Here is a 25,578-nt window from a genome sequence, read left to right on the forward strand (position 1 = left end):
TGCAGATTGTTTTTCTGTTTTTATGCCAACAAAATGGCATCATCTTCAAGACCTGAGCCTACATGCTTTTGGAATAATTCCATTAACTTAGGCACAGTTAAATTTTGTTTATCTTCACCAGCCAGATCAATTGCTACACGACCTTGATGCAACATGATCAAACGATTGCCGTAGCGAATAGCATCTTCCATGTTATGAGTGACCATAAATGCTGTCAAATGCTGTTCAGATATCAACTTTTCAGTTAATTGCATGACCGTTATTGAAGTTTGTGGATCAAGAGCCGCAGTATGTTCATCCAGTAAAATCAAATCTGGCCGTTGCAGTGTTGCCATTAAAAGGGTAATAGCTTGTCTTTGACCACCAGAAAGTAAGCCAATTTCAGTTTCCAAGCGGTTTTCTAGATTCAAATTAAGTTGCGCAAGCTGCTTTTTGAAAAATTTTCTGTCTTGACTTTTAACACCAGGACGAAAGCCTCGGCGCTTTCCGCGCTTCATGGCTAAAGCCAAATTTTCTTCCACAGTTAATCTGACTGCTGTTCCCATTTTAGGATCTTGAAAAACGCGACTAATATTTTTTGCTCTTTTAGTAACAGGCAGTTTTGTAATATCAGTACCTTTTAGAATAATTTGTCCTTCTTGAATAGGGAGCGTTCCGGCAATACTATTGAGTAGAGTAGACTTACCGGCCCCGTTACTACCAATGATAGTCACGAAATCTCCGGCTTCTAAATTAAGGTCAATTCCGCGTAAAACACGGTTTTCATTGACAGTCCCCTGTTCAAAAGTTTGATGTAAATTTTTAATCTTTAGTACTTCTGGCATTTTGCTTTCCTCCTTTAAGATTGCGTGGTAAATGGAAATTCGGCAAAGTTAAGCACACAACTAAGACTAAAGCTGAAGCTAATTTTGCATCAGATGGTTCTACATTCATCTGGAATACCAAAGCTAAAATCAGTCTATAAATGATGGCACCTACAACTAAAGTAAGTAAACGACCACCAATTGACAGATTGCGAATAAGTACTTCTGCAATAATAATTGAAGCTAGTCCGATAACAAGAGTACCTACACCAGAGTTAAGGTCGGCAAAGCCGTTATTTTGTGCTAAAAGTCCACCTGACAAAGCAATACAGCCATTAGAAATCATATAACCTAAAATTTTCATTCCTTGAGTTTTAATGCCGTTGGCAGCACTCATTTGCGGGTTATCACCAGTGGCTCTCATAGCCAAGCCTATTTCTGTTTTGAAGAAAACGACTAATAAGAAGATCACTAAAAGTGCAATTATCAGTCCCATTGCAATTACAGCATTGTTACGACTTAAGCCCCAATTTTGCGCAATTGTAAAGACCGTGTCCTTGCCAAGTAGTGAAACATTAGCAGCGTTTTGCATTACTCTGGAAGTAATTGAATATAGTCCAGTCATAGTGATGATTCCTGCTAACAAAGAAGGAATACGCAATTTGGTATTCAAAATACCAGTAACTAGTCCGGCAATTAAACCGCCAATAAATGCGGCAATAGTTGCTAATATCGGATTAATTCCTTTAATAATGCACATCGTCGCAACAGCCCCACCTAAGGGAAAACTGCCTTCTGCTGTCATATCGGCTAGATCTAATATCCGAAAAGTTAAATAAACACCGATTGCCATTAATGACCAAAGTAGTCCTTGAGAAGTAGACGAAAGTAATAACTCCCAAAATGTATTTAACATAACTATTGATTCACGCTGCCTTTCTTTAATTTACTTAGGTGCTTTAATTGAAGCAGGGTCAATTCCAAGTGCCTTTGCCATTTTCTTGTTAACCACCAATTTCAAATCGGTAGCTTTTTCAACAGGCATGTCTTTAGGTTTAGCTTTACCATCTAAAATCTTAGCAGCCATTTTACCGGTTTGTTTACCAAGTGCCTCATAATCTATTCCAATAGAAGCCAAGCCGCCAGTTTTAACTTGATCCGTTGAACCGGCTACCAGTGGAATCTTCTTTTCCTTAACAACCTTACCAATAATTGAAGAAGCAGAGGCAAAAGTATTGTCTGTTGGTACGTAAATTCCTTGTACTTTTCCTGCTAAAGTTTCAGTGACTTGTTGAACATCATTTGTTGTGTTGGCCGTCTTAATTAAAACTTTGACTCCGGCTTTTTTAAGTGCCTTGACAGCTAGATCAGCTTGAATTTTGGAATTGGCTTCGCCCGCATTGTACATAATGCCAATTGTTTTAGCCTTAGGCACAATTGATAAAAGTAATTTGATTTGTTTATCAATTGAAACCATATCAGTGGTTCCTGTGACATTTCTGCCAGGTTTAGTGTCTGAATTTACTAGTTTGGCAGCTTTTAGATCAGTCACAGCAGTCACTACAATCGGGATATCCTCGGTAGCATTTGCTACGCTTTGTGCTGCTGGGGTGGCAATACCTAAAATTAAATCTGATTTTTCGTTGACTAGTTTTTCACTCATGCTCTTCAAATTGTCTTGACTATTTTGCGCATTTTGGTAATCAATCTTTAAATTTTTGCCTTCAACGTAGCCTTTTTCTTTCAGTCCTTCTTTAAAGCCCTTGTTGGCTTCATCTAAAGAGGGATGTTGTACTACCTGCAGTATACCCACATGTTTGACAGTTGCTGTACTGCCTGTCTTTTTGTTATTACAACCACTTAATAGCAACAAACCGGTTAAGGCCATTCCCATAACTAATTTCTTAATTCGCATTTTTCTTCCTCCGTAAATCTAATCTTCATAACGTAAAAACACCCACTTATTCCTAAGTGGGTGTACAAGTTATCATTTTCATTAATAATTATTTGTGATTAACCACTTAGAAAGCTATGTGGCTAACCGCAACTAAAGGACTCTAGCCATCATAGATAAATTCAAAACTTGAATCTGGTTTGAATTCATCTAGATGAACCCAAACCCTATCTAAAATAGCTAAAGTAGTAGCGATTATTCAGTTGTGAGATGTGTTTAATATAATATTTCATTTAAGATCAACCTCCAACCTTAATGAGAAGATTATAAAAAATAAAGAAGAAAAAGTCAAGGAATAATAAAATTTGGTTGCAATTGATGTGCAACCTAAGGGAAATTTTCAAATTTATTTTGCCAAAATGTTTAAGCTAGTTTTTTGTTTTACATAAAAAAACTGCCCTTGTGGCAGTCTGTTTCCCGTTTATTTTGGAGCTTTAATTGATTTAGGATCAATTCCCAGTGCTTTGGCCATACTTTTGTTCACCACTAATTTCATATCGTGTGCTTTTTCAACCGGCATGTTTGCAGGTTTAGCTTTGCCAGATAAAATTTTCGCAGCCATTTTCCCTGTTTGTTCTCCCAATAATTCGTAATCAATTCCGATTGAGGCTAAGCCGCCAGTTTTGACTTGATCAACTGAACTTGCTACTAGAGGAACTTTCTTTTCTTTAACTACTTTGCCAACTACTGAAGCTGCTGAATCAAAGGTATTATCGGTAGGAACGAAAATACCGTCAACTTTTGAAGCCAGAGTTTCTGTTACTTGTTGGACATCGTTAGTCGTATTTGCAGTTTTGATCAAAACTTTAACTCCTGCTTTTTTTAGTGCAGCTGTTGCTAAGTCAGCCTGAATTTTGGAGTTTGATTCACCAGCGTTGTACATGATACCGATAGTTTTAGCCTTGGGCACAATTGACAACAGCAACTTGATCTGGCGTTTAATTGAAACCATATCTGTTGTGCCCGTGATATTTCTACCCGGTTTCTCATCTGAATTAACTAATTTAGCGGCTTTTAAATCAGTTACAGCAGTGACAACAGTTGGGATTTTCTGCGTTGCATTCGCCACGCTTTGCGCTGCCGGTGTAGCAATCCCTAAGATCAAATCTGACTTTTCGTTGACCAGTTTTTCACTCATACTTTTCAAATTATCTTGATTATTTTGAGCGTTCTGGTAATCAATCTTAAGATTTTTACCCTCTACAAAGCCACTTTCCTTCAAGCCCTTTTTAAAGCCCTTGTATGCTTTATCTAGAGAAGGATGCTGCACTACTTGCAAAACGCCCACGTGTTTCACGTCTGGACTTTTACTAGCTTTCTTACTGCTGCAGCCTCCTAAAGCCATTAAACCAACAATTGTAATTCCTGTAATTAGTTTTCTAAAACGCATCTTGTGCCTCCATAAAAAATACCCACTTACTTCTAAGCGGGTACACAGAAATTAAATTGCCAACAAATAATTGGATTGTGGTTAGCCACTTAGAAAGCTATGTGGCTAACCGTACTAAAAGAGTCCTAGCCATCATAGATAAATTCAAACTTAGTTTCGTTTGAATTCACCTAGATGAACTCAAACTCTTATCTATAGTAGCTAAGATAATAACGATTATTTAGTTGATTCTCTTTTTGACTAAAATGAATCATTATCCTTACCTCCAACTTTGATAACAAGATTATAAAAAAATAAAAACTAAAAGTCAAGGATTAATTTTGCTTTTATTTTTATAATCATTAAGACTAACAGTTAAAAAATTTTGTTAATCAGTAATTCGCTCAATTTTAATGGTTTTAATAATTTCGAGTACTTTGCTGAGCTGTACAAAGCCAGTTTTGGTTTCCATTGCATTAGCAGTTCCAGATGCAATAGCCCATTTGATGGCTTCTTGAAATCCATAGTTTTTACCTAAGGCATATAAAAGACCACCAACAAGTGAATCACCTGAGCCCTCGGTATTAACTACTTTTACTGGTTTTAATTTAATACTATAAAAATCATGTTTATGCTTAAAAAGTGCCCCTTTTTCTCCTAAAGAAACGATTATATTTGGAATTCGTATTAGTTTGCTCTTTAATATTTCTTCTTTTATTACTTTGTAATTCTTAGTAACAGGAAAAGATAATAATTCTGCTACTTCTGTTTCATTAGGCTTTATGAAGTCTGGTAAAAAGTGGCTGTTTAGGACGTCAGCTAAGGCTTCTCCAGAAGTATCCAAAACGATTTTAATATTTGGGTTAAGTTCACGAACTTTGGCAATTATTTGCGGATAAAAATTATGAATCTCACTAGGAGGGAGACTGCCATTTAGAGAAATTGCTGCAACGCTATTTTTAGTAATTAATTGTTCTATAGTCTCTAATAATTGATTGAAATATTGTAGAGAAATATGGTCTCCATACTCGTTTATTTCTGTTTTTTCACCGTTACTTTGAATTATAGTGTAACAATTTCTGGTGTTACCGTTAGTTTCAATAAATTTACATTTATACTGGTCATTTTTAGCTTGTTCTAAAATATATTTGCCATTTGAGCCAGCTAAGAACCCTGTGGCTACAGTTTTGGCTCCAAGATTAGCAGAAACTCTGGCAGCATTGATGCCTTTACCACCGACCATTTTTTTGATCAATTGAACCCTATTTAATTGTCCTACTTTCAGCTGCTTTAACTCGTATAAACGATCTACTGAAGGATTAACTGTAACTGTAATTTCCATTTTTGTTCCTAACCTATAAGTTAATGTATGATTTTAATATATTTTGAATATTTTTTAACATCTTCAGGAGTAACTTTCGGATCCGTAACCAAAAGATCAAATTTATCGAGATCACGAAAGGTGATGATATCAGAATGATTTAGTTTGGTATGATCTGCCACTATGAAAGACATTTTTGCATGGGAAATTGCTATATTTTGAATATTTCCTTCGGGTATTGTACTAGTAGTTACACTATTATCACAGATCCCATTAGTTGAGCACAATGCATAGTCGAAATTTAAACCCTCAAAGATGTTTTCAGCTTTTTCACCCAAAAATTCTTCTGTGTTCCTATGTAGTTCCCCACCTGTCAAAAATAGACGACATTTACTTTTATTAATTTCATTAAATGCCGGCAAACTATTAGTTACAAAAGTTAAATTCTTCGAAAGTAATAAAGGAACAGACATTAACAAAGTTGTACCGGCCCCTAAAAAAATTGTTGAATTATTAGTTACTTGCTTTGCTAATAATTTAGCAATCTCTTTTTTTTCAGAAATATTTTTTTGCAATTTTTCATTTGTAGTTGACTCAGTTCGAGAGTTACTTTGTGCACCGCCATAAATTCTTGTAATTTTTCCTTGTTCTTCTAAACGCTTTAGGTCACGTCTTACGGTCATTGAAGAAACATTCAAACTTTTAGCAATGTCAACTGTCGTCATAAAACCGGTTTTACGTAACAGAATGTTTATCTCTGTTAATCTTTTTTCTTGTAAACTCAAATAATCACTTCTTTTTACCGATTTTATCATTACTTTAGTAGTATATCAAACATTTTATAACATATAAAGTTCAACTTTGTTATACTTTGTTAAATTAAGGTTGACATTGTTCAAACTTAGTATTATATTGAAAACGTATTCAAAGTGAAAGGAGGTCTTGCAGTGTTTTATCAAAAATTAATTGATTTAAATATTTCAGTTGAAACAGAAGAACAACTTTTTGATTTAGTTGGTTCTCGTGCAATTAAACTTGATTTTGCCAGGATTGGATACATATCAAATTTGGAAAAGAGGGAGCTTTCATATCCAACTGGACTTAAATTTCCACAGGTTTCACTAGCCTTACCACATGTTGATCCACAATATGTTGAAAAGCCATTTATTTATATTGGTCGTACCATTAAGCCATTAAAGCTTAAACAAATGGGAGATAATGCAGACATGGATGCTAATGATTTCTTATTTTTAGGCCTTAAAAACGGGTCAAAACAACCTGAACTATTAGCACAAATAATATCTGCATTTCAAGATAAGGATTTTGTCAAACTTTATATGGAAACAAGAAACACTAAAGATATGCTTCAAATTGTCAAAAATAAATTTAAAGAGGTAATAAAATGAAAACTATTTTGGTTTGTTGTGGAACTGGTGTTGCTACCAGTCCCCAAGTAGCAAATAAAATTAATGATTATTTGACAGAAAATGGTTTAGATCAATTGGCGAAGGCTACACCTGAGCCAATTGGTGAGGCCAAGACAACAATTGAAAATGATAGCAGTGTCATTATTTATGTTGGTATAGCACAAGCTGATGCTGAACTGCAGGAAGTCCTTGACGCCAACAACGTTGTAGGAATGGTGGGTTTGCCCTGGTTGACCGGAATGGGGCAGGAAGAAGCCAATCAAAAAGTGGCGGATATTGTTAAACAGGCAAAATAATCTGTAAATAGAGGTGAGTTAAATGGATTGGAACGGTATAGTTCAAGGAATTTTGGGAGTTGGTGCTCAGGTTTTGATTCCAATTTTAATTATAATTTTGGGATTAATCTTTGGGATGAAACCATCTAAAGCGATACTTTCAGGTCTTTATTTAGGTACCGGATTTATTGGGATGTCAATGGCCATTAATCAATTGACTGAAACTGTTAGTCCAGCGGCTAAAGCGTTAGCTAAATATACTGGTATTAATCTGCCAGCAGTTGATTTTGGCTGGACTGGTGCTGCTGCTATTACATGGAGCTGGACATTAGCTTTTCTGTTTTTTGCAGTAGAAATTGTAGTCAATCTGGTCATGCTATTGGCTAAAATGACGGATACAATGAATGCCGATATGTGGAATGTATGGGGTATCGCCTTAACTGGTTATATGGTTTATCAAATTTCTGGCAGTTTAATCTGGGGTTTCATCTGTGGAGCTATCCAAGTTGTAATTTGTTTGAAATTAGGTGATATGTGGAGTAAAGAAATTGCCAATATGCTTGGTTATGAGGGAGTTACTGTAACTCACATTGAAGCGTTTACGGCAATTATAATGTCTCCTATTAATAAATTGATGGATTATATACCAATTTTTAATCGTGAATGGGATGCTTCTTCATTAAAACGTAAAATTGGTGTATTCAGTGAACCAGTGACAATGGGAGCAATTATTGGATTAGTTCTTGCGCTAGCAGGTCGTTACAGCATAGGTGACGCACTTAATCTTTCCGTAACTGTTGGTGCTGTCATGGCTATTTTTCCAGTTATGGCAAAGTTTTTCATGGATGCTTTAACTCCATTTGGTTCTACTATGAGTGACTTTATGAAAAAACACGTTAAAGGTAGAACGTTCTCAATCGGACTAGATTGGCCTATTTTGGGACAAAGTACCGAGTTATGGGTAACTATGGTGTTAATGATCCCAGTATCAATTGTTTATGCAGCGATTTTGCCTGGTAATACTATTCTCCCAATTGCAGGTGTCATCAATTACTGTATTGGTGTAGGTGGATTGCTTCTTACTGGTGGTAATCTTTTGAGAATGCTTGTTTTAGGTATTATCTATGAACCTGTTTTTCTTTACGGTGCATCATATTTTGCTAATATCTTTACAAAATTAGCAAAATCCAGCACTTCTATTAAAGTACCTGCAGGATCACAAGTATCATGGAGTTCAATTGAAGCTCCCGAATTGAGATTTGTGATGGCATGGGCAGGAAGAGGTAATATTTGGGCAATTATTGGCTTAATTGCATTACTTGCTCTTTTCTGGTTACTTTATCGTTCATTTAAGAAAAATCCAATTCCATCCCTTAAATACAGTAAATTAAAGTAGGACTAAATAATGGATAAATTAATGAACAAAAAAGTCTTTTGGACTTGTTTAAGTTTTTTAACATTTGGTTTATTCAGTTATGCAATTATTTCTAAAATTTATTGGATAAATGTCTTCGTTATTATTTTAGGATTACTAATTAACAAGAAGGGAAGTGATACCCTTTTTACCAAAAAAAGTATGTCAACTAAAAATAAAATGAGGAGGAAAAATAATTTATGAAATATCCTGCAGGAAGAATTCCTTTTGAATACGAGCGAAATGATTTAGCAAAAGTTGTCCGTGAAGTAATGGAACGCAGAGACACTAACATTGTTGGTGGTAATATCAGTATTAAGGTTCAAGATGAAACTGGAAAATTCTTTTATGTGATGACACCAACAATGATGTCAGAAGCTTATATGGGTTACTTGAATGCAGATCAAATTCTTGTCATTGAACCTCATACACGTAAAGTGATTTCTGGCACTGGTAAGGTTACCAGAGAAATTAATATGCATGAAGCAATATATGATGCTAATCCTGAAATTAAGTGTGTTTTTCACTCACATGCTGATCAATGTATGTTCTGGGGTACCAGTGGCTTAAATATGCCAAATGTAACCGAAGCAACTCAAAAGTTAAAAGAAATTCGTACTTTAAATTGGCATCCAATGTGCACTGAAGAACTGGCAGAATATGTTTCCGCTGAAATAAAGAAATTAGGTGCTAAGGCTTTAAGAAATGGGTTCATTTTAAATTCTCACGGTACTTTATTTACCTCCGGTGGTAAGGACATGGATCCATTGACTGCTCTGCATAAGTCTTTAGCAGATGTTGATATTACCGAATATAATGCTAAAGTTGCTTATAAGCAGACTGTTTTCCAACAAATAGGTGTGCTAGACGGTTATTACTCAGAAGGAACCAAAATTGGGACATGGGAAGATGTTAAAGCTGGTAAAGCCCTCTATAATAAAAAAACTGCGCAAAATAAAAAGGGCGACTAAATAAATAGTACCCTTCTTACAAAGTTTGACCACTTTGACAATATAATACTTTTGCGTTGAATGCAACTATTATTCAAGTGTAAGCCTGATCATTTTGATCAGGTTTTTTGGTTAATGTAACATTGTAGAAGAAGGTCACAAATAGTGACAGCAAAAGAGTAAACATTAATTGGGTTATGTTAGGAATATTTGTATTGTCGATTTTTTTAGGACTGATAGGTGTAGTATAATTAAATAGTAATTACTTCTTAATAAAAAGGAGAGAATAGCCGATGACACGATTGCAAAAAATGGTATTAAAGCCGAAAGAGCAGTTAGTAACACGGCTTTTCTTGTCGCCTAAATTAAAGCAAAATCTAACTGTGCTCTCATACAGTACCTATGACTTAATTAATGCTATGAAGGAGTTGAGCCTAAGCAACCCGTTTGTGTCTTTGCGTGAACCCAAAGGTGAAATGCAAAATTTGGAATGGTTGCGGGCGCCCGAAGGTGAAAATCTGATTGATCATTTATTAATGCAGGTTAACTTGAGCGACTGGCACAATTGGGAAAAAAGTGCTGTTAAAGTTTTAATTTATCTGCTTGATAAAGACGGCTATTTAAGGGTAGACTTAGCTAAAATTGCCGAACAAACAGAGTTTTCACTGGAGAAGTTGACAAGGGCTAAGGATTTATTGCAAAGTCTTGATCCCTGTGGTATCGGTGCCGCGGATCTAACTGAATGCCTGTTGCAACAAGCAATGCAAAAAGCAGATTTTAATCCTGTAGCTCTTGAAATTTTACTTGATAATCAGCTGGAAATGCTGGCTGATCCCAAACAATGGCCTAACTCTAAGTTTTCAATATCCGAATTAAATGATGCTCTTGCCAGCATCCAAACACTGGATCCTACTCCAGCTAGCGATTATGTCGTTGAAAATAATATACAGTATTTATTTCCGGACTTAATTTATCGGATAACGGATGGGCGCCTAACAGTTGAAAGTTATCAAACGCAAATACCAGAGATGGTTTTTGACGAAAAAGCTTATCATGAGTTAAAAGAGCAGTCAGATGAAAATAAATATTTTTCTGAGCAAAAGCAACACTATCTCGAACTGAAAAACGCAATTGTAGAACGGCAGAAAACCATTATGCGGCTGGGTAAGTATGTTGGTAAATTTCAACGTAACTTTTTAACCACAATGCAAAGACGTGAATTAAAGCCACTTGGTTTAAAAGAAGCTGCTCAAGCTTTGGGTCTAGCACCAAGTACTATCAGCAGGGCGATTAAAGACAAATATATTCAGTGTCAGAACAAGATTTTTAGTTTGAAAATGCTTTTTCCACGGGAAGTGACGACCGATTTATCCCAAGCGCGTATAGAATATGACCTGCAACAGATCATAAAAAAAGAAGATGCCCGTGCTCCTTTAAGTGATCAACAGCTGGTAGAAATATTTGCCAAACATGATGTGACTTTAAGTCGGCGTGTAATTGCCAAATACCGCAAAAAACTCAATATACCGAATAGTTATAGTAGAAAGGCCAAGCCAACAGATTAAATTTTGTAAACAACTTTAATTTTCAAAGCGGTCGAATATTTAGTGATGAAAAAGTGCTCCTAATAGCCAGATAAATGTCTAACTATTGTGGAGCACTTTATTTATGTCAGGATTTTTAAAATTTATAAATTACTTTTAAGGTAAATCATTTCCTGCAGCCAGATAAATATCATACCATTCTTGAGCAGTAAGTGAGATATCTGCTCCTTTAGCACTATCAATGATGTGGGCTGGTGTCATAGTTCCAATAATAACCTGGGTATTTGCCGGGTGTCTTAAAATCCAGGCAGCCGCAACTGCATTTTTAGAAACACCTTTTTGGTCAGCTACTTTTTGTAAAGCCTTGTTGACTTCTGGAAACTTAGGATTGCCAATAAAATTGCCCGCAATTTGACCGTACTGGAAAGGTGACCAGGCCTGAACAGTCATGTTGTGTAAACGTGAATAGTCTAAAACGCCTCGGTCGTGGTCAATGCTACGTGCATCCGTCATGTTGGTGTGAATATTAAAATCAATTGGTCCTGTGTGCATCACACTTAATTGCAATTGATTAATCAACAATCTTTGACTGACTCCACTTTGCAGTAAGTCAACTTGCATCGGATTAAAGTTTGAAACTCCAAAGTGGCGCACTTTGCCGTCTCTTTGTAATTCATCAAAGGCAGCGCCAACTTCAGCTGGATCCATTAAAGCATCTGGTCTGTGGAGCAGCAAGCTGTCTAAATAGTCAATTTTCATCCGGGAAAGAATACCATCTACGGCAGTAATCAAATACTTTTTAGAAAAATCATACCTGGTTGTCTTGTAGTCCAATTTAGGATTTTCATAAATACCAGTTTTAGATTGAATATAAAAATCATCTCGAGTTAACGCTGACTTTTGAAAGGCAGCTCCGAAGATTTCTTCAGATTTGCCATGACCGTAAATATCAGCTGAATCAATATAATTAATTCCTGCTTCGTGAGCAGTTTCCAACGTTTTAACAGCTTCGTCAACGCTCAGTTTGTTCATGCGCATAATTCCCAGTGCAATGGCAGAACCGGTGAAGTTAGTATTACCTATTTTAATTTGTCTCATAATGTACCTCCTTTCTTTAGTATACGCTTTCTTTACCTATAATTTTAAAAAAGTGTGGGTTTTAATTTACATTTAGCAATGATAACTAAAAACTAATATTTTTTTAAAAAATATTTTATTTTTATCATAATTTTGTATATAATAGATCTTACATAATTTTTTAATATTTTTAAAAACAATAGGAGGGAAAAATTATGAGTAATAAGATTGGAATTATCGGAGACGGTCACGTTGGCAGTACGGTAGCACAACAGCTGATATTAACTGGTCTGGTAGACGATCTCGTTATGATTGACGTTAATGAAGCAAAGGTTAGAGCTGATCAGCTTGATTTTCAAGATGCCATGGCAAATTTGAAGCACCACACTACTATTACTATCAATGATTATTCGGCCCTCAAAGATGCAGATATTGTAATTAGTGCTTTTGGAAACATTGAGTTGGAAGCAGGCGGTGAACGTTTCGCCGAATTGAACTACAACCGTGAGCGGATTGGAGCTATTGCGGAAGCAATTAAGAAGAGTGGCTTCAACGGTATCTTACTTGCTATTACTAATCCAGTAGATGCAATTACTAATATGTATCAGGAATTAACTGGTTTACCGCGCAAGCACGTCATTGGTACTGGTACTCTGTTAGACACAGCCCGTATGAAGCGTGCAGTTGGTGAGCGCATGAATGTCGATCCTCGTTCAGTAGAAGGTTTTAACTTGGGTGAACATGGTAATTCACAATTTACGGCTTGGTCAACAGTCAAAGTTTTGGAAAAGCCAATTACTGAAGTAGCTAAAGCAAAGCACTTAAAGCTTGAAGACTTAAATGACGAGATTAAGTTTGGTGGTCAAACAGTATATAAGGGCAAGCAATATACTAACTATGGAATTTCAGCGGCTGTGACTCGCTTAGTAGAAACTATTCAAAGCGATGCCCATACTGAAATGCCAGTTTCAAATTACCAGGAAAAATATGGTACTTACCTGTCTTATCCTGCAATTGTTGGTCGTGATGGTATTATTCAAACTGTTGAATTGACACTCACAGATGAAGAAGAAAAGAAGTTACAGGCTTCTGCTGCAACAATTAAAGAAAAAGCCAATAAATAATGAAATAAGTCCCAGGAGTTATATATCTTCTGGGACTATTTTTGATTTATTTATTAAAAATTATGGTCAAAATAGTCAACATTTTTATATTATTTTAAAAATTGTAGTGAATTCTATGGTTATAAGGGGTATTCTTATAGTAATAAATGATGTAAGGAGAAAGAATATGAAGAAAAGAATAGATGACTATATTCTGGGTCTCGATATCGGGACCAATTCTTGCGGCTGGGCCGTGACTGATAAGAAAAATAATTTATTAAAGCTCAGAGGAAAAACAGCAATTGGCTCACATTTATTTGAAGAAGGACATTCTGCTGCTGATCGTCGCGGTTTTAGAACCACCAGAAGACGCCTTAAGCGCAGAAAGTGGCGCTTAAGACTTTTGGAAGAGATTTTTGCGGAGCCGATGGCTGAAGTGGATCCAGGCTTTTTTGTGCGCCTGCATCAATCTTGGGTGTCACCATTAGATAAAAGCAGAAAAAAATACCAGGCCATTGTTTTTCCGACAGCTAAGGCAGATCATGATTTTTATGAAAAATATCCGACGATCTATCATTTGCGCGACGCACTAATGAGGGAAGATCGTCAATTTGATTTGCGTGAAATATTTTTAGCCATCCACCACATCGTTAAGTATCGCGGTAATTTTTTGCAGGATACACCTGTTAAAGACTTTGAAGCTTCTAAAATTGAAGTAGGTCCTATTTTATCGAAAATCAACAATGCTTTTGCGGAAAAAATAGTTGAAGATCAAAGTCCTATTGAATTAAATGTGGCAAACTCTGCGGATATTGAAGCTGTTATTCGCGGCAAAGATAAAGACAAAACCGTTTATAAGATGGACAAGGTCAAAAAAATTGCCAAGTTATTAACAGATTCAACTGCTAGGGAAGAGAAAAATGTGGCCAAGCAGATTGCTAACGCCATCATGGGTTACAAAACTCAATTTGAAACTGTCTTAGGCAAAGAAATCGATAAAAGCGACAAGGCGCAATGGGAATTTAAACTTTCGGATGCGGATGCCGATGATAAGCTGGATGCCTTACTGCCGGATCTTGATGAAAATGATCAGACTATTGTCGCTGAAATTCAAAAATTGTTTAGCGCGATTACATTAAGTACCATTGTTGATGAAAACAAGAGTTTATCACAATCTATGGTAGAAAAATATAATAAACATCATCAAGATTACAAATTGTTAAAAGCGTATATCGACACTTTGCAGGATCGCAGTATAGCTAAAAAGTTGCTGTTAGCCTATGATCTATACGTTAATAATCGTCATGGTCATTTGTTGGAAGCTAAGACTGAATTTAAGCAGGATGGCACTTTAACTAAAGAAGATTTTTATAAAACTGTTAAAGATAACCTAGATGACTCTGAACTCGCTCATAAGATTGCACAAGAGATAGCTGCCGATAATTTTATGCCTAAGCAGAGGACGAACAGTAATGGTGTAATTCCGTTTCAACTGCATCAAATCGAACTGGATAAGATTATTGCTAATCAAAGTAAGTATTACCCCTTCTTAGCTGCAGAAAATCCGGTAGAAGATCATCGTAAACAAGCACCATACAAATTGGATGAACTGGTCAGATTCAGAGTGCCTTATTATGTGGGCCCAATGATTACAGCTGATGAACAGGAAAAGACTTCCGGTAAGAGCTTTGCTTGGATGGTCAGAAAAGAAGATGGCCAGATCACCCCCTGGAATTTCGAGCAAAAAGTAGACCGGCAAGAATCTGCCAACAAGTTTATTAAGCGGATGACTATCAAGGATACCTATCTTTTAGGTGAAGATGTTTTACCTGCAAATAGTTTGCTTTATCAAAGATTTGAAGTTTTAAATGAGCTTAATAAAATTAAGGTTAATGGTGGAAAAATCAGCATAGGCCTCAAGCAACGAATTTTTAACGATCTTTTTAAAAAGAATAAAAACGTTAAAAGTGATCAATTAATCAATTATTTAAAGAATAATAGGCATTTACCGACTGTGGAACTTAAGGGATTAGCAGATCCAACCAAATTTAATTCAAGTCTGTCGAGTTATTATCATCTCAAAAACTTACATGTGTTTGATATGGAATTAGCAGATCCCCAATATCAAAAAGATTTTGAAAAAATAATTGAATATTCATCTATTTTTGAGGATAAAAAGATTTTTCAAGAAAAATTAAGGGACGAATTTAAGTGGCTAACTCCTAAGCAGTTTAAAGCAATTTCAACGTGGCGCTTGCAAGGTTGGGGCAGATTATCGCGTAAGCTCCTAGTTGAATTACATGACACAAAAGGTCATAATATTATGAATAAACTATGGACTAGCCAAAAGAATTTTATGCAAATTGTGACGGAGCCCGAGTTTAAAGAAGCAATTGCTAAAGAAAACCAGGACGTTACTCAGGAAAATGGTGTTGAGGCAATTTTGGCAGATGCCTATACTTCGCCGGCTAATAAAAAGGCGATTAGACAGGTAATTAAGGTTGTTAACGATATTGTTAAAGCTGCTGGCGGAAAGACTCCAGACCAATTTGCAATTGAATTTACACGAGAACCACAGAGAAATTTAAAGCTATCTCATATACGTGGCACTAAGTTGCTTAAAATCTATGAAGAAACTGCTAGCGAATTGGTAGACCAGAATCTAACTGACAAATTAGAAGAATATACAGTTAACCGTAAATTACTTAAAGATGAATATTTCTTATATTTCATGCAGGCAGGTAGAGATGCATATTCAGGTGAAAAAATAGATATAGATGATATTCCTAAAAATTATCAAATAGATCATATCTTGCCACAGACAATTATTAAAGATGATTCATTTAATAATCGTGTACTAACTAGAACTCAATTAAATCAAGAAAAAGGTAACCGGTATGCTCTTAAAGTGTTTGGAACTAAAGTTGCAGTTGGTTCAAAAATGCTTATTCCAGAAATGTGGAAAATGTGGTATGCAGACGGACTAATTAATGAACAAAAATTAAATAATTTGCTATTTAATCCTGGAAAGGATATTGATAAGCAGAAAAAACATTTTATTAATAGGCAGCTGGTAGAAACAAGTCAAATTATTAAGTTAGTATCAGTTATTTTACAAAATAAATATCCAGATGCAGAAATTATTACAGTTAAGGCTGGTGACAACTCTGCTTTGCGTCAGCGTTTAGATTTATATAAGAGTCGTGAAGTTAATGATTATCATCATGCTATTGATGCCTATTTAACTATAGTTTGTGGGAATTTTTTATATCAGGTGTATCCTAAACTTCGGCCATATTTTGTATATGGTCAGTTTAAAAAATTTAGTCAAGACAAAAATTTGGAAAAAGATATTCTTAAAAATCTAAAGTTACAAAATTTCTTGTGGCCTTTACTGCAAAAAGATAATTCTAAGCGTAAAGCCCTAGAAGAAATTAGGGAAAATGTTAGCCATCGGATAGTCTTTTATAAGCATCCAGACATTTTTGACAAATTACGTAAAGCATATAATTATAAATACATGCTAGTCTCAAGAGAAACTACGACTGAAGATAGTAGTATGTTTAACATGACTGTTTATCCTCGCGGGGAGCGTGATCGTAAGAAAACTAGAAAGCTAATTCCTAAATGTAATCGGCTCGATACCAAAATTTATGGTGGCTATAGCGGCAACACTGATGCATATATGGCAATTGTCAAGATTGAGAAAGCAAAAGAATCTATCTATAAAGTTATTGGAATCCCGATGCGCGCTCTTGCAAGCTTAAACCAGGCCAAAAAGCAAGGAAATTATCAGGAAGAACTTCGCAAAGTGCTAGAGCCCCAGATCATGCTCGATAAAAATGGTAAACCTAAGCGGGGAGTTAAAGGTTTCAGAATAGTAAAAGACCATGTTCACTTTAAGCAAGTCGTCTTGGACGGCGATAAAAAATTCATGTTGTACTCTGCGCGTTATTTTGCCAATGCTAAGCAATTAACACTTTCTCATAAAACTATGAAAGTAGTGACTGATAATCTAAAAAAAGAGGATTATAAAGATGAAAAACAACTTCTTATAAATGCTTATGATGAGATATTACAAAAAGTCGATCAATATTTGCCATTGTTTGATGCCAATAAGTTTAGAGCAAGCCTTCATAATGGTAGAACTAAATTTATTGATTTGACTGTTAAGGATAAAAAAATTGTTTTAAGTAAAGTATTAGATGGGTTACATGATAATATGGTTAATCCAGATTTGAAGAACTTGGGAATTAAAACTCCATTTGGTAAAATGCAATCGTCTTCTGGTATAACTTTGTCACCCAATGCAGTATTAATTTTCCAGTCGCCAACAGGACTTTTTGAAAAACGGGTTAGGATAGCCGATTTATAAACTAAAATAGGGAAGCGCAATAATCCGATTCCCTATTTTTGTGTATAAAAAAACCTCCGCTATAGAGCTGAGGCAGGACGGTAATAACCGCGTTGAAACTTAGTATCTCAAAGATACATTGTTTGATTTTAAATCTGGTTGTTAGATCAATAATGATTAGATCGTTGGTAGCTAACCAACAATTACAGTATAACATTTATTTTCAAAAATACAAGGAGGAAATATGGGATGGAGATCAGTAATCATCACGCAACATGCGAAATTAACGTATTCAATGCAAATGATGATTGTCCAAACTCGTGATGGCATTAATCAAATTCCAATTGAGGATATTAATCTGTTGCTTGTTTCAACTACACAGGCAGTGATTACCAGTGCACTCATTAGTAAATTGGCGCAAAATCAAACCAAAGTTATATTTGTTGATGAAAAGGACAATCCAGTGGTTGAAACGGCTGTTTATTATCCAGGAGCCAGAAATATGGCCAAGCTAAAAAAGCAGTTTAATTGGGATGAACATTTAAAAGAAGTGTTGTGGACAAGGATAGTTAGTCAAAAGATCAAAAATCAGATTGCAGTTTTAGCTAATTATCATTTGGATAAAGATGAGGTTCAAAGTGAACTGGACCAGCTGGAAATTAATGATGAAAGCAATCGAGAAGCAATTGCGGCCCGTAAATATTTTATGCTTTTATTCGATAAGAATTTTGTTAGACGTGATACCAGTGCCATTAATGCAGCACTAGATTATGGTTATGCCATTTTGCTTTCTAGTTTTAACCGTGAAATTGTAATGAATGGCTATTTGACTTATTTTGGTATTCACCATTGTTCACAAGAAAACCAATTTAATTTGGCTTCGGATTTAATGGAACCATTTCGACCGTTTGTTGACTATTGGGTTAAGGCTCATGCAAAAATCAAAGAGCTGACACCAGATATTAAGTACGGTTTAGTTGAACTTTTAAGCTTGGAAATAAAGTTTAACGGTAAAAAGACACTTTTGACAAATGCCATTACAATTTATGTACGAGAATGTTTAAAATTTCTTAATGGAGAAAGTAAAAAATTACCAGAAATGGAGATGAGTTTGACAAATGAGGTACCGAATAATGCGCTTAATGATAATGTTTGATTTGCCCACGGAAACAGCCCAAGAACGAAAAGAATATCGCCAATTTCATAAAAAGTTGATTAATGAAGGCTTTTTAATGGTGCAATTTTCAGTATATGTGCGAGTCTGTGTTACTAGACAAACGGCTAAGTTTTTAGAAAATCGTATCAAAAAGTTCTTACCTCGAGGAGGACTAGTGCAGTCACTTATGGTAACAGAAAAGCAATATAATGACATGCATTTTTTACTTGGCAAACCAATTGACGATGTGCGTAATACTTCAGATAGGACGATTATCTTATGATTTTAACTTATACAACTCATAAAAAGTGGGTGTTTAAGGATCCTGGTATAAAAATCATTGGCTTGCAAAGTCCAATAGCTTACTGTGATATAATTCAAGGATTTCAAGGAAAAAATAAAATGTTGCTTTGCTCAGAGGATAATTATAATCCTCTTGATATCGGCAAGACGTTTGATTTCATTGGCGATCCATTACTTAGTGGCGATATCACTAAAAAGTATATGCCGCACATTGTAAATAGCTATTTGACAAATTTAGACGAAGAAAATCGTAACAAGATGATTAAATCATTTTATAGTTTAGAGACGATTTTACAGGATTCACTTTTACTTGAAGATTTACCTTTAGCAATTAATTTTGATGAAGATTTAAAGAAGCTACTTAAATTGACAGAGATACATTTGGATAAATCAATGTTGCTTAGTCCGTATGGTATAATAGAAACAGTTTTAAAAATTCACCAAACATGTGATTTAAAAACTATTCCTGTTATTTGTAATGTAGCTCATTACTTGGAAAAACAGGAATGGCAAGAGTTAGCTAGTCTTGTCAAAGAAATGAATTTGATTTTGGTTGTAATTGAATTCACGACAAAAGAAAGTTTAGCAATACCTAAAGACATACCTTTTTATTTTATTGATAAGGATCTAATCGATTGGTATTAACAACAATATTAAAATTAGATTATAAAATATCGGTTTTAGATGATTGTTAGATCAATGATGATTAGAACAAATTGCTGTAATCTCTACCCTTGGCTTGTGTTTTAGATGATTGTTAGATCAATGATGATTAGAACCTCAACTTGTAAAAGTTAACCAGAATGCTAGTTTTAGATGATTGTTAGATCAATGATGATTAGAACTTAAACCAAACCTATAAAACAACCAGAGAGGTTTTAGATGATTGTTAGATCAATGATGATTAGAACTTGATTACTCAAATTGCAAAACTTATGTAAGTTTTAGATGATTGTTAGATCAATGAAGATTAGAACAATTACAGACTTCGAAAAAATAATTGATAGGTTTTAGATGATTGTTAGATCAATGATGATTAGAACAACGCGAACAAGTCTTTCGTGTATTTCTTTGTTTTAGATGATTGTTAGATCAATGATGATTAGAACTTGACTTTGTAAGGTTAATTTGTCCTTGTAGTTTTAGATGATTGTTAGATCAATGATGATTAGAACGGAGCTGTCGTGTTTTAAAGCAAACAATAAGTTTTAGATGATTGTTAGATCAATGATGATTAGAACATTCGTTTGCAAAAATTGAAATTAGAACGGGTTTTAGATGATTGTTAGATCAATGATGATTAGAACTTGGTTTTGGAGGGTTGGGGTCTTTTACCGGTTTTAGATGATTGTTAGATCAATGATGATTAGAACATAAGTATTCGCTTTACCTCCTACTTCCCAGTTTTAGATGATTGTTAGATCAATGATGATTAGAACTTATTTCTTTCAATTCCAACAGGTATCATTGTTTTAGATGATTGTTAGATCAATGATGATTAGAACATTTATGATCCTGATGAGGCAAAGCAGATAGTTTTAGATGATTGTTAGATCAATGATGATTAGAACATGCGGTCAGTCACAGCAACAGCAATTCAGGTTTTAGATGATTGTTAGATCAATGATGATTAGAACCTTGATGGACAAAATCTGGATGATTTTAGAGTTTTAGATGATTGTTAGATCAATGATGATTAGAACAATCAATTAACCAGGTCAATTCAATAATTAGTTTTAGATGATTGTTAGATCAATGATGATTAGAACTTATTCATCGATTTCTTTTTCATTGTTAAAGTTTTAGATGATTGTTAGATCAATGATGATTAGAACGCTTGATATTCAATACAGAACTCTAGAAAAGTTTTAGATGATTGTTAGATCAATGATGATTAGAACATTTAGCAACACTTGAATCACACACGTGCGGTTTTAGATGATTGTTAGATCAATGATGATTAGAACGATAACCTACTTAAAAGCGTGCTAGATGCAGTTTTAGATGATTGTTAGATCAATGATGATTAGAACAAGGACAGCTAGGTAAGTCGTCTTGTCCAAGTTTTAGATGATTGTTAGATCAATGATGATTAGAACAATCTAGGTGAGGTTAATCGGGTTGGCGATGTTTTAGATGATTGTTAGATCAATGATGATTAGAACGTAGGCGGGGTTTTGACACCTGCAAAGTAAGTTTTAGATGATTGTTAGATCAATGATGATTAGAACCGGACTAATCCAATTACACAATTACGTTGGGTTTTAGATGATTGTTAGATCAATGATGATTAGAACCCTAGGCAAAAAAATTTCATCAATAGGTTTGTTTTAGATGATTGTTAGATCAATGATGATTAGAACTCCAAAGGCTTTGGCAAAGCGCTAGATAAGGTTTTAGATGATTGTTAGATCAATGATGATTAGAACCTTTGTAGTAGGTTTCTAGGTCAATTAACGGTTTTAGATGATTGTTAGATCAATGATGATTAGAACATAATGCGATATGCACGGTTTTTGTGGATAGTTTTAGATGATTGTTAGATCAATGATGATTAGAACTTATTAAAGAAATGACGGACGATAAAATTGGTTTTAGATGATTGTTAGATCAATGATGATTAGAACAATTAATTCCCAGGCACGAGTAGCTTTGGTGTTTTAGATGATTGTTAGATCAATGATGATTAGAACCAATTAAATGGATCAAGGATAAACTAGGCGGTTTTAGATGATTGTTAGATCAATGATGATTAGAACAAAGTAACGGGTGCGGTAACTTACGGCGATGTTTTAGATGATTGTTAGATCAATGATGATTAGAACCGCCAAGCGTCAACAGTTCGCGTGCCGAATGTTTTAGATGATTGTTAGATCAATGATGATTAGAACAAGGAACACCACCTAGCATTTTAGGGATATGTTTTAGATGATTGTTAGACCAATGACAGCCCAAGTATTTACTACCACTATGAATGCAGCTATATAAAAATGGATAAAGTAACAAGCATTTTCTCATAGACTATTTTATAAAGATGACAGAAGCTTATTGTCAGTAAACCTAGTCTTTATTATTTGAACTAGAATGAAATTTATATATTTTTCTACTTTGTGTCGAATCAAGGCAAGATTTACAATTATCTAGTTGACTATTACTGCAAATCAAAAGAGCCACCATATTCCAAAAAAAGGATTTGGTAGCTCAAATAGCCTACGTTAACCATTTAAATCGTACAATCATGCATTTGGCTCACACAAATCAAATCTATGATTATCAACAAGCTGTACATTAATAAGGGTTATCTGTTAAACAAATATTTAACTTGCAAAAAGGCGCTTTTTTGAAGTATCTTTAGTATACCCATTTTTAAATCTTTTTGATACTTGAAATTCTATAAGAAATCATATTGATAATGAAAAGATAAGTAGTAACAGATAATAAATCTGCTAATTAATCACACATGATAATAGCGACAAAATAGACAGGTATATTCTATTTCCTTATATGTGACTTCCACTATGCAGGTATAAACTAAAAAGGTAAGCTTATTCACATGAAAAACATACTAAAAAGTAGAAACAACAGACTATATCTTTTGTCAGTAATTACTGATAACTTCGGCAGTGCGTTAATGGCATTTGTATTACCATTGATGGTACTTGATATCACTAAAAATGGAATTCATTTGTCAATAATCTCTGTAATTCAAACCCTGCCCTTTTTGGTTCTTGGCCTCCCTGCAGGTGCGCTCACAGATAAATTCGATGTCAAAAAAATTCTAATTTTTAGTGATTTAATTCGACTTATCAGTTATCTAGTTTTTGCTACCGCGATTGCATTGCATTTAACAATAGATTGCACGATTTTTATTATCTATGCAGTTTCACTCTTTGTCAGCGTCACCAATACACTTAATACAGTGTCAGAAATTACCTTTGTTTCTTTTTTGGTTGAAAAGAAAGATTTCTCTGAACTAAACAGTCTGGTTTACGGCATACAATATGTAGCTAATTTTGCACTGCCTATCGTAGGTGGCGTCTTATATCAATTTGTTTCGCACAGTATTTTAATTCTTATTTGTGCCGTTTTCTATTTAATTAGTCTTTTACTGGAAAAAATGATAAATCTGCGCTCCCAGAACACTTCCTTTACTGGACTAGCAGACCTGAAGCCAGCACTTAAAACAGTAAAAATGGATATAAAAGAGGGCTTGAATTATACTCTTAGTCTTCACTCTGTTTTATATCCATTAATACTGGCCGCACTAGTTAATATTGCTTCAGCAAATTTTGATAACGATAGTCTCATAATATTACGCACGCAAATAGGCCTTTCCTCTGGAAATATCGGAATTGTTTCCGCAATTGCAGCTATTAGTGCCTTAATCGGTACTTTGGTTGTTAATTGGTTAAATAAACGAGTTGGCTTTAATTTGTTGTTTACACTGCTAATTTTTACAGGCGCTCTTTTTCGTGCTGTTTTTGCCTTGTCTAAGAACGTATTGGTATTAGTTTTAGCTATTGCAGTTATTGCAATTATTGAATCCATCATCAATATTAGTATAATCACGAATAGGCAACAGCAAGTTGAGCAAAAATATCTGGGTCGAGTTACAAGTATCTATAAAACAGTGTTAATTGGGGTAAACTCTTTTGGCTTTCTTTTAGGTGGTCTTGTTGCCAAAAAAATAGGTTCAAGATCAGGCATTGGAGTTTCCGCAATTGCACTCTTGGCAGTCACAGCGCTTAGCGCTTGTCTGCTCACGCTTAAAAAGAAACATAATGAGTAAAACTTAATAAGAAACTGTTAAGCAGTTCTTTTGAGCTAATCATATCCATAAAGAAAATTTAACCTTTCACAGTTGGTATAGGTCACTAGGATAAATATTAATCATGAGCAGTTTTTGACCATGATTCATCTCCAGACATAGCCCGTATTATAGCTTTATACGGTACTATTGCCAGAGACCATCTATAGACATCAAACATGATAATGATTCTGACCAAATAAGAGAATCTTAATGGGAAGTCAAGCCTGGCTTGTCGCCATTGTTTTATAATTAACAAAATGTTTGTCAAGACTTCAATGAAAAGCAAACCGCCAATAACTGCTAAACTAGCCCAGACGTTAGTTTTCATATAAATTAGTAATATTATTAGTGAAATTCCTGCGGCTGGCGTAACTAAAAGGGAAATTGCGGGAATAGTCAAAAACGCTATTACAAAGACTTTAAACATTGATGGAATGGCAGATGATTTAATTATCTGCTTGCCATATTTGTTCAAGCATTGAAATCCGCCCTGGCACCAACGTGTGCGCTGGCGAACTAACTTCTTATATCCAGTAACGCCTTCTTGTGCAATACTTACTTTATTTATAAAAGTACCACGATAGCCTTTAAATAGACCTTTTATTGAAAATTCGCAATCTTCGAGTAGTGATGATGACCAACCAACGTCATTAGTCATTTTTAAAGTCATAAATTGGCCATTACCTGAAGCTAAAGATGAGCCCCAGCTAGTTCTTGCCATTTGTAAAAGAGAATTATAAACAGTGAATTCAAAATTTTGCATCACCGCAATATTTTGTTGCAAATTGTAAATATTCACGCGTGTTTGCACTAAATCATAGTGGGAATGATTAAAGGCATATACAACTTCCTTTAAGTACTTTTTTCCTGGAATACTGTCAGCATCGATAACACCAATAATTGTTTTGTCTTCGGGGTAGTTCATCTTAGCAATGCGCTTGACTGTATATTCTAGTGCTGGCCCCTTTCCTTGTTGCGCATTAGGTTTAGTGCGATGTACAACCATGACATCAGGATGGTAGGCATACTTTTGCAGTAGAGTAGTGGTCCCATCGCTTGAATCATCATCAATAAATACTAGCTTAAGTTTGATAAAATCGTCACATTGTTTTTGTACATCTAATAATTTTGGTATATTTTTGCGTAAAGTTTGAAATTCATTCATCGCGGGGATTAACAAAAACATAGTATCAAAATCGCGGCAGCGCTCGCCATACCTATCCTGTCGAACACGACTGCTAAATGTCAGACACAGCGTCCAGATTAAATCAAGAATGTATGAACAACCACCTATAATTAGTATGATGGCTATCAATAATTTCATTTTATTATCCTCCAGTTATTTTTTGATACTATCAATAACTATAAGTTTATAATAACATGAATTGGTCTATACTTAAAATATTATTTTTATATGTTTGTTAAAAATAATATATTTATAAAGCAATACGTATACCTTTATTATAAAAGCCCATGGTTAAAGCTTTTAGCTTAATTAAAATAAAAATTTAGTTATTATTTTATTGTCTAATTACTTTCCCTAATCCACTTGTTAATAATAATATAATAAGTGGATTAGACAATGGTATGGTTATTTAAAAATATATTTTTTCTTTACATTGTTATTTTATTTTAATTATAAGCATAGTGAAATGAATCGCTAAAATTTTCAAAACATGATTTTTAAAAATTAATGTAATTTAAATCTTTATTGTTGC

The 25,578-nt window shown here is 34.6% G+C and carries 19 protein-coding genes and 1 CRISPR repeat array; of the genes, 11 read left to right on the forward strand and 8 right to left on the reverse strand.

Going from position 1 to position 25,578, the window contains the following annotated elements:
* Positions 1 to 20 precede the first annotated feature (20 nt).
* The 6 genes from LDX54_RS01620 to LDX54_RS01645 form a co-directional block, all read right to left on the reverse strand.
* Positions 21 to 824 carry an ABC transporter ATP-binding protein gene (locus LDX54_RS01620; RefSeq protein ID WP_187156804.1) on the reverse strand — a complete coding sequence of 268 codons (804 nt, stop codon included), beginning with the start codon at positions 822 to 824 and terminating at the stop codon, positions 21 to 23.
* Positions 802 to 1,719, reverse strand: coding sequence for an ABC transporter permease (locus LDX54_RS01625; RefSeq protein ID WP_046324290.1), 918 nt, complete (start codon positions 1,717 to 1,719; stop codon positions 802 to 804). Before LDX54_RS01625 ends, LDX54_RS01620 begins: the two co-directional genes overlap by 23 nt.
* Before the next feature lie 30 nt (positions 1,720 to 1,749).
* The gene (locus LDX54_RS01630) at positions 1,750 to 2,718 is read right to left on the reverse strand and encodes an ABC transporter substrate-binding protein (protein WP_265667061.1); all 969 of its coding nucleotides are present in this window, start codon (positions 2,716 to 2,718) and stop codon (positions 1,750 to 1,752) included.
* Positions 2,719 to 3,178: 460 nt separating this feature from the next.
* Positions 3,179 to 4,147, reverse strand: a complete 969-nt coding sequence (locus LDX54_RS01635) for an ABC transporter substrate-binding protein (protein WP_046324292.1) — start codon at positions 4,145 to 4,147, stop codon at positions 3,179 to 3,181.
* 367 nt (positions 4,148 to 4,514) lie between these two features.
* Positions 4,515 to 5,468, reverse strand: a complete 954-nt coding sequence (locus LDX54_RS01640) for a 1-phosphofructokinase family hexose kinase (protein ID WP_174794900.1) — start codon at positions 5,466 to 5,468, stop codon at positions 4,515 to 4,517.
* Between the two features lie 20 nt (positions 5,469 to 5,488).
* Positions 5,489 to 6,232, reverse strand: a complete 744-nt coding sequence (locus tag LDX54_RS01645; protein WP_238786746.1) for a DeoR/GlpR family DNA-binding transcription regulator — start codon at positions 6,230 to 6,232, stop codon at positions 5,489 to 5,491.
* A gap of 162 nt (positions 6,233 to 6,394) precedes the next feature.
* On the opposite strand from LDX54_RS01645, the gene LDX54_RS01650 reads away from it, so the two are divergent.
* The 5 genes from LDX54_RS01650 to rpoN all read left to right on the forward strand — a co-directional run bounded on the left by LDX54_RS01650 (position 6,395) and on the right by rpoN (position 11,078).
* Positions 6,395 to 6,853 (forward strand): PTS sugar transporter subunit IIA, encoded by a 459-nt coding sequence (locus LDX54_RS01650; protein WP_265667060.1) that lies wholly within the window; start codon positions 6,395 to 6,397, stop codon positions 6,851 to 6,853.
* Positions 6,850 to 7,170: a PTS galactitol transporter subunit IIB gene (locus LDX54_RS01655; protein WP_174794903.1), complete on the forward strand. Its 321-nt coding sequence runs from the start codon at positions 6,850 to 6,852 to the stop codon at positions 7,168 to 7,170. The genes LDX54_RS01650 and LDX54_RS01655 overlap by 4 nt, the downstream gene beginning before the upstream one ends.
* A 22-nt stretch (positions 7,171 to 7,192) precedes the next feature.
* Positions 7,193 to 8,545: a PTS transporter subunit IIC gene (locus tag LDX54_RS01660; protein WP_265667059.1), complete on the forward strand. Its 1,353-nt coding sequence runs from the start codon at positions 7,193 to 7,195 to the stop codon at positions 8,543 to 8,545.
* Between the two features lie 218 nt (positions 8,546 to 8,763).
* Positions 8,764 to 9,534, forward strand: coding sequence for a class II aldolase/adducin family protein (locus tag LDX54_RS01665; protein WP_174794905.1), 771 nt, complete (start codon positions 8,764 to 8,766; stop codon positions 9,532 to 9,534).
* A gap of 272 nt (positions 9,535 to 9,806) precedes the next feature.
* Entirely contained in the window at positions 9,807 to 11,078 is a 1,272-nt protein-coding gene (gene rpoN / locus LDX54_RS01670) for an RNA polymerase factor sigma-54 (protein WP_265667058.1), read from the forward strand.
* 135 nt (positions 11,079 to 11,213) lie between these two features.
* Here the strand turns inward: rpoN and LDX54_RS01675 are convergent, their stop codons facing one another.
* Positions 11,214 to 12,155 (reverse strand): aldo/keto reductase, encoded by a 942-nt coding sequence (locus LDX54_RS01675; RefSeq protein WP_265667057.1) that lies wholly within the window; start codon positions 12,153 to 12,155, stop codon positions 11,214 to 11,216.
* A 194-nt stretch (positions 12,156 to 12,349) separates the two neighbouring features.
* Here LDX54_RS01675 and LDX54_RS01680 point away from each other — a divergent pair, with 194 nt between their 5' ends.
* From LDX54_RS01680 to LDX54_RS01705, 6 genes are all read left to right on the forward strand, one after another.
* Complete coding sequence (locus LDX54_RS01680; protein ID WP_174794912.1) at positions 12,350 to 13,258, forward strand: L-lactate dehydrogenase; 909 nt, start codon at positions 12,350 to 12,352, stop codon at positions 13,256 to 13,258.
* Positions 13,259 to 13,424: 166 nt separating this feature from the next.
* Positions 13,425 to 17,612: a type II CRISPR RNA-guided endonuclease Cas9 gene (cas9, locus tag LDX54_RS01685; RefSeq protein ID WP_265667056.1), complete on the forward strand. Its 4,188-nt coding sequence runs from the start codon at positions 13,425 to 13,427 to the stop codon at positions 17,610 to 17,612.
* 223 nt (positions 17,613 to 17,835) lie between these two features.
* Positions 17,836 to 18,747, forward strand: a complete 912-nt coding sequence (gene cas1, locus LDX54_RS01690) for a type II CRISPR-associated endonuclease Cas1 (RefSeq protein ID WP_265667055.1) — start codon at positions 17,836 to 17,838, stop codon at positions 18,745 to 18,747.
* Complete coding sequence (cas2, locus tag LDX54_RS01695) at positions 18,725 to 19,030, forward strand: CRISPR-associated endonuclease Cas2 (RefSeq protein WP_046324298.1); 306 nt, start codon at positions 18,725 to 18,727, stop codon at positions 19,028 to 19,030. The genes cas1 and cas2 overlap by 23 nt, the downstream gene beginning before the upstream one ends.
* Positions 19,027 to 19,695, forward strand: coding sequence for a type II-A CRISPR-associated protein Csn2 (gene csn2 / locus LDX54_RS01700; protein ID WP_265667054.1), 669 nt, complete (start codon positions 19,027 to 19,029; stop codon positions 19,693 to 19,695). Before cas2 ends, csn2 begins: the two co-directional genes overlap by 4 nt.
* Before the next feature lie 32 nt (positions 19,696 to 19,727).
* Positions 19,728 to 22,007: direct repeats of the CRISPR family, unit length 36 nt; unit sequence GTTTTAGATGATTGTTAGATCAATGATGATTAGAAC.
* 674 nt (positions 22,008 to 22,681) lie between these two features.
* Positions 22,682 to 23,839 (forward strand): MFS transporter, encoded by a 1,158-nt coding sequence (locus LDX54_RS01705; protein ID WP_281214433.1) that lies wholly within the window; start codon positions 22,682 to 22,684, stop codon positions 23,837 to 23,839.
* A 97-nt stretch (positions 23,840 to 23,936) separates the two neighbouring features.
* Here the strand turns inward: LDX54_RS01705 and LDX54_RS01710 are convergent, their stop codons facing one another.
* Positions 23,937 to 25,184 carry a glycosyltransferase family 2 protein gene (locus LDX54_RS01710; protein ID WP_265667052.1) on the reverse strand — a complete coding sequence of 416 codons (1,248 nt, stop codon included), beginning with the start codon at positions 25,182 to 25,184 and terminating at the stop codon, positions 23,937 to 23,939.
* Positions 25,185 to 25,578: the final 394 nt, after the last annotated feature.

The sequence above is a fragment of the Lactobacillus sp. IBH004 genome (genome assembly GCF_026185255.2).
Classification (GTDB): domain Bacteria; phylum Bacillota; class Bacilli; order Lactobacillales; family Lactobacillaceae; genus Lactobacillus; species Lactobacillus melliventris.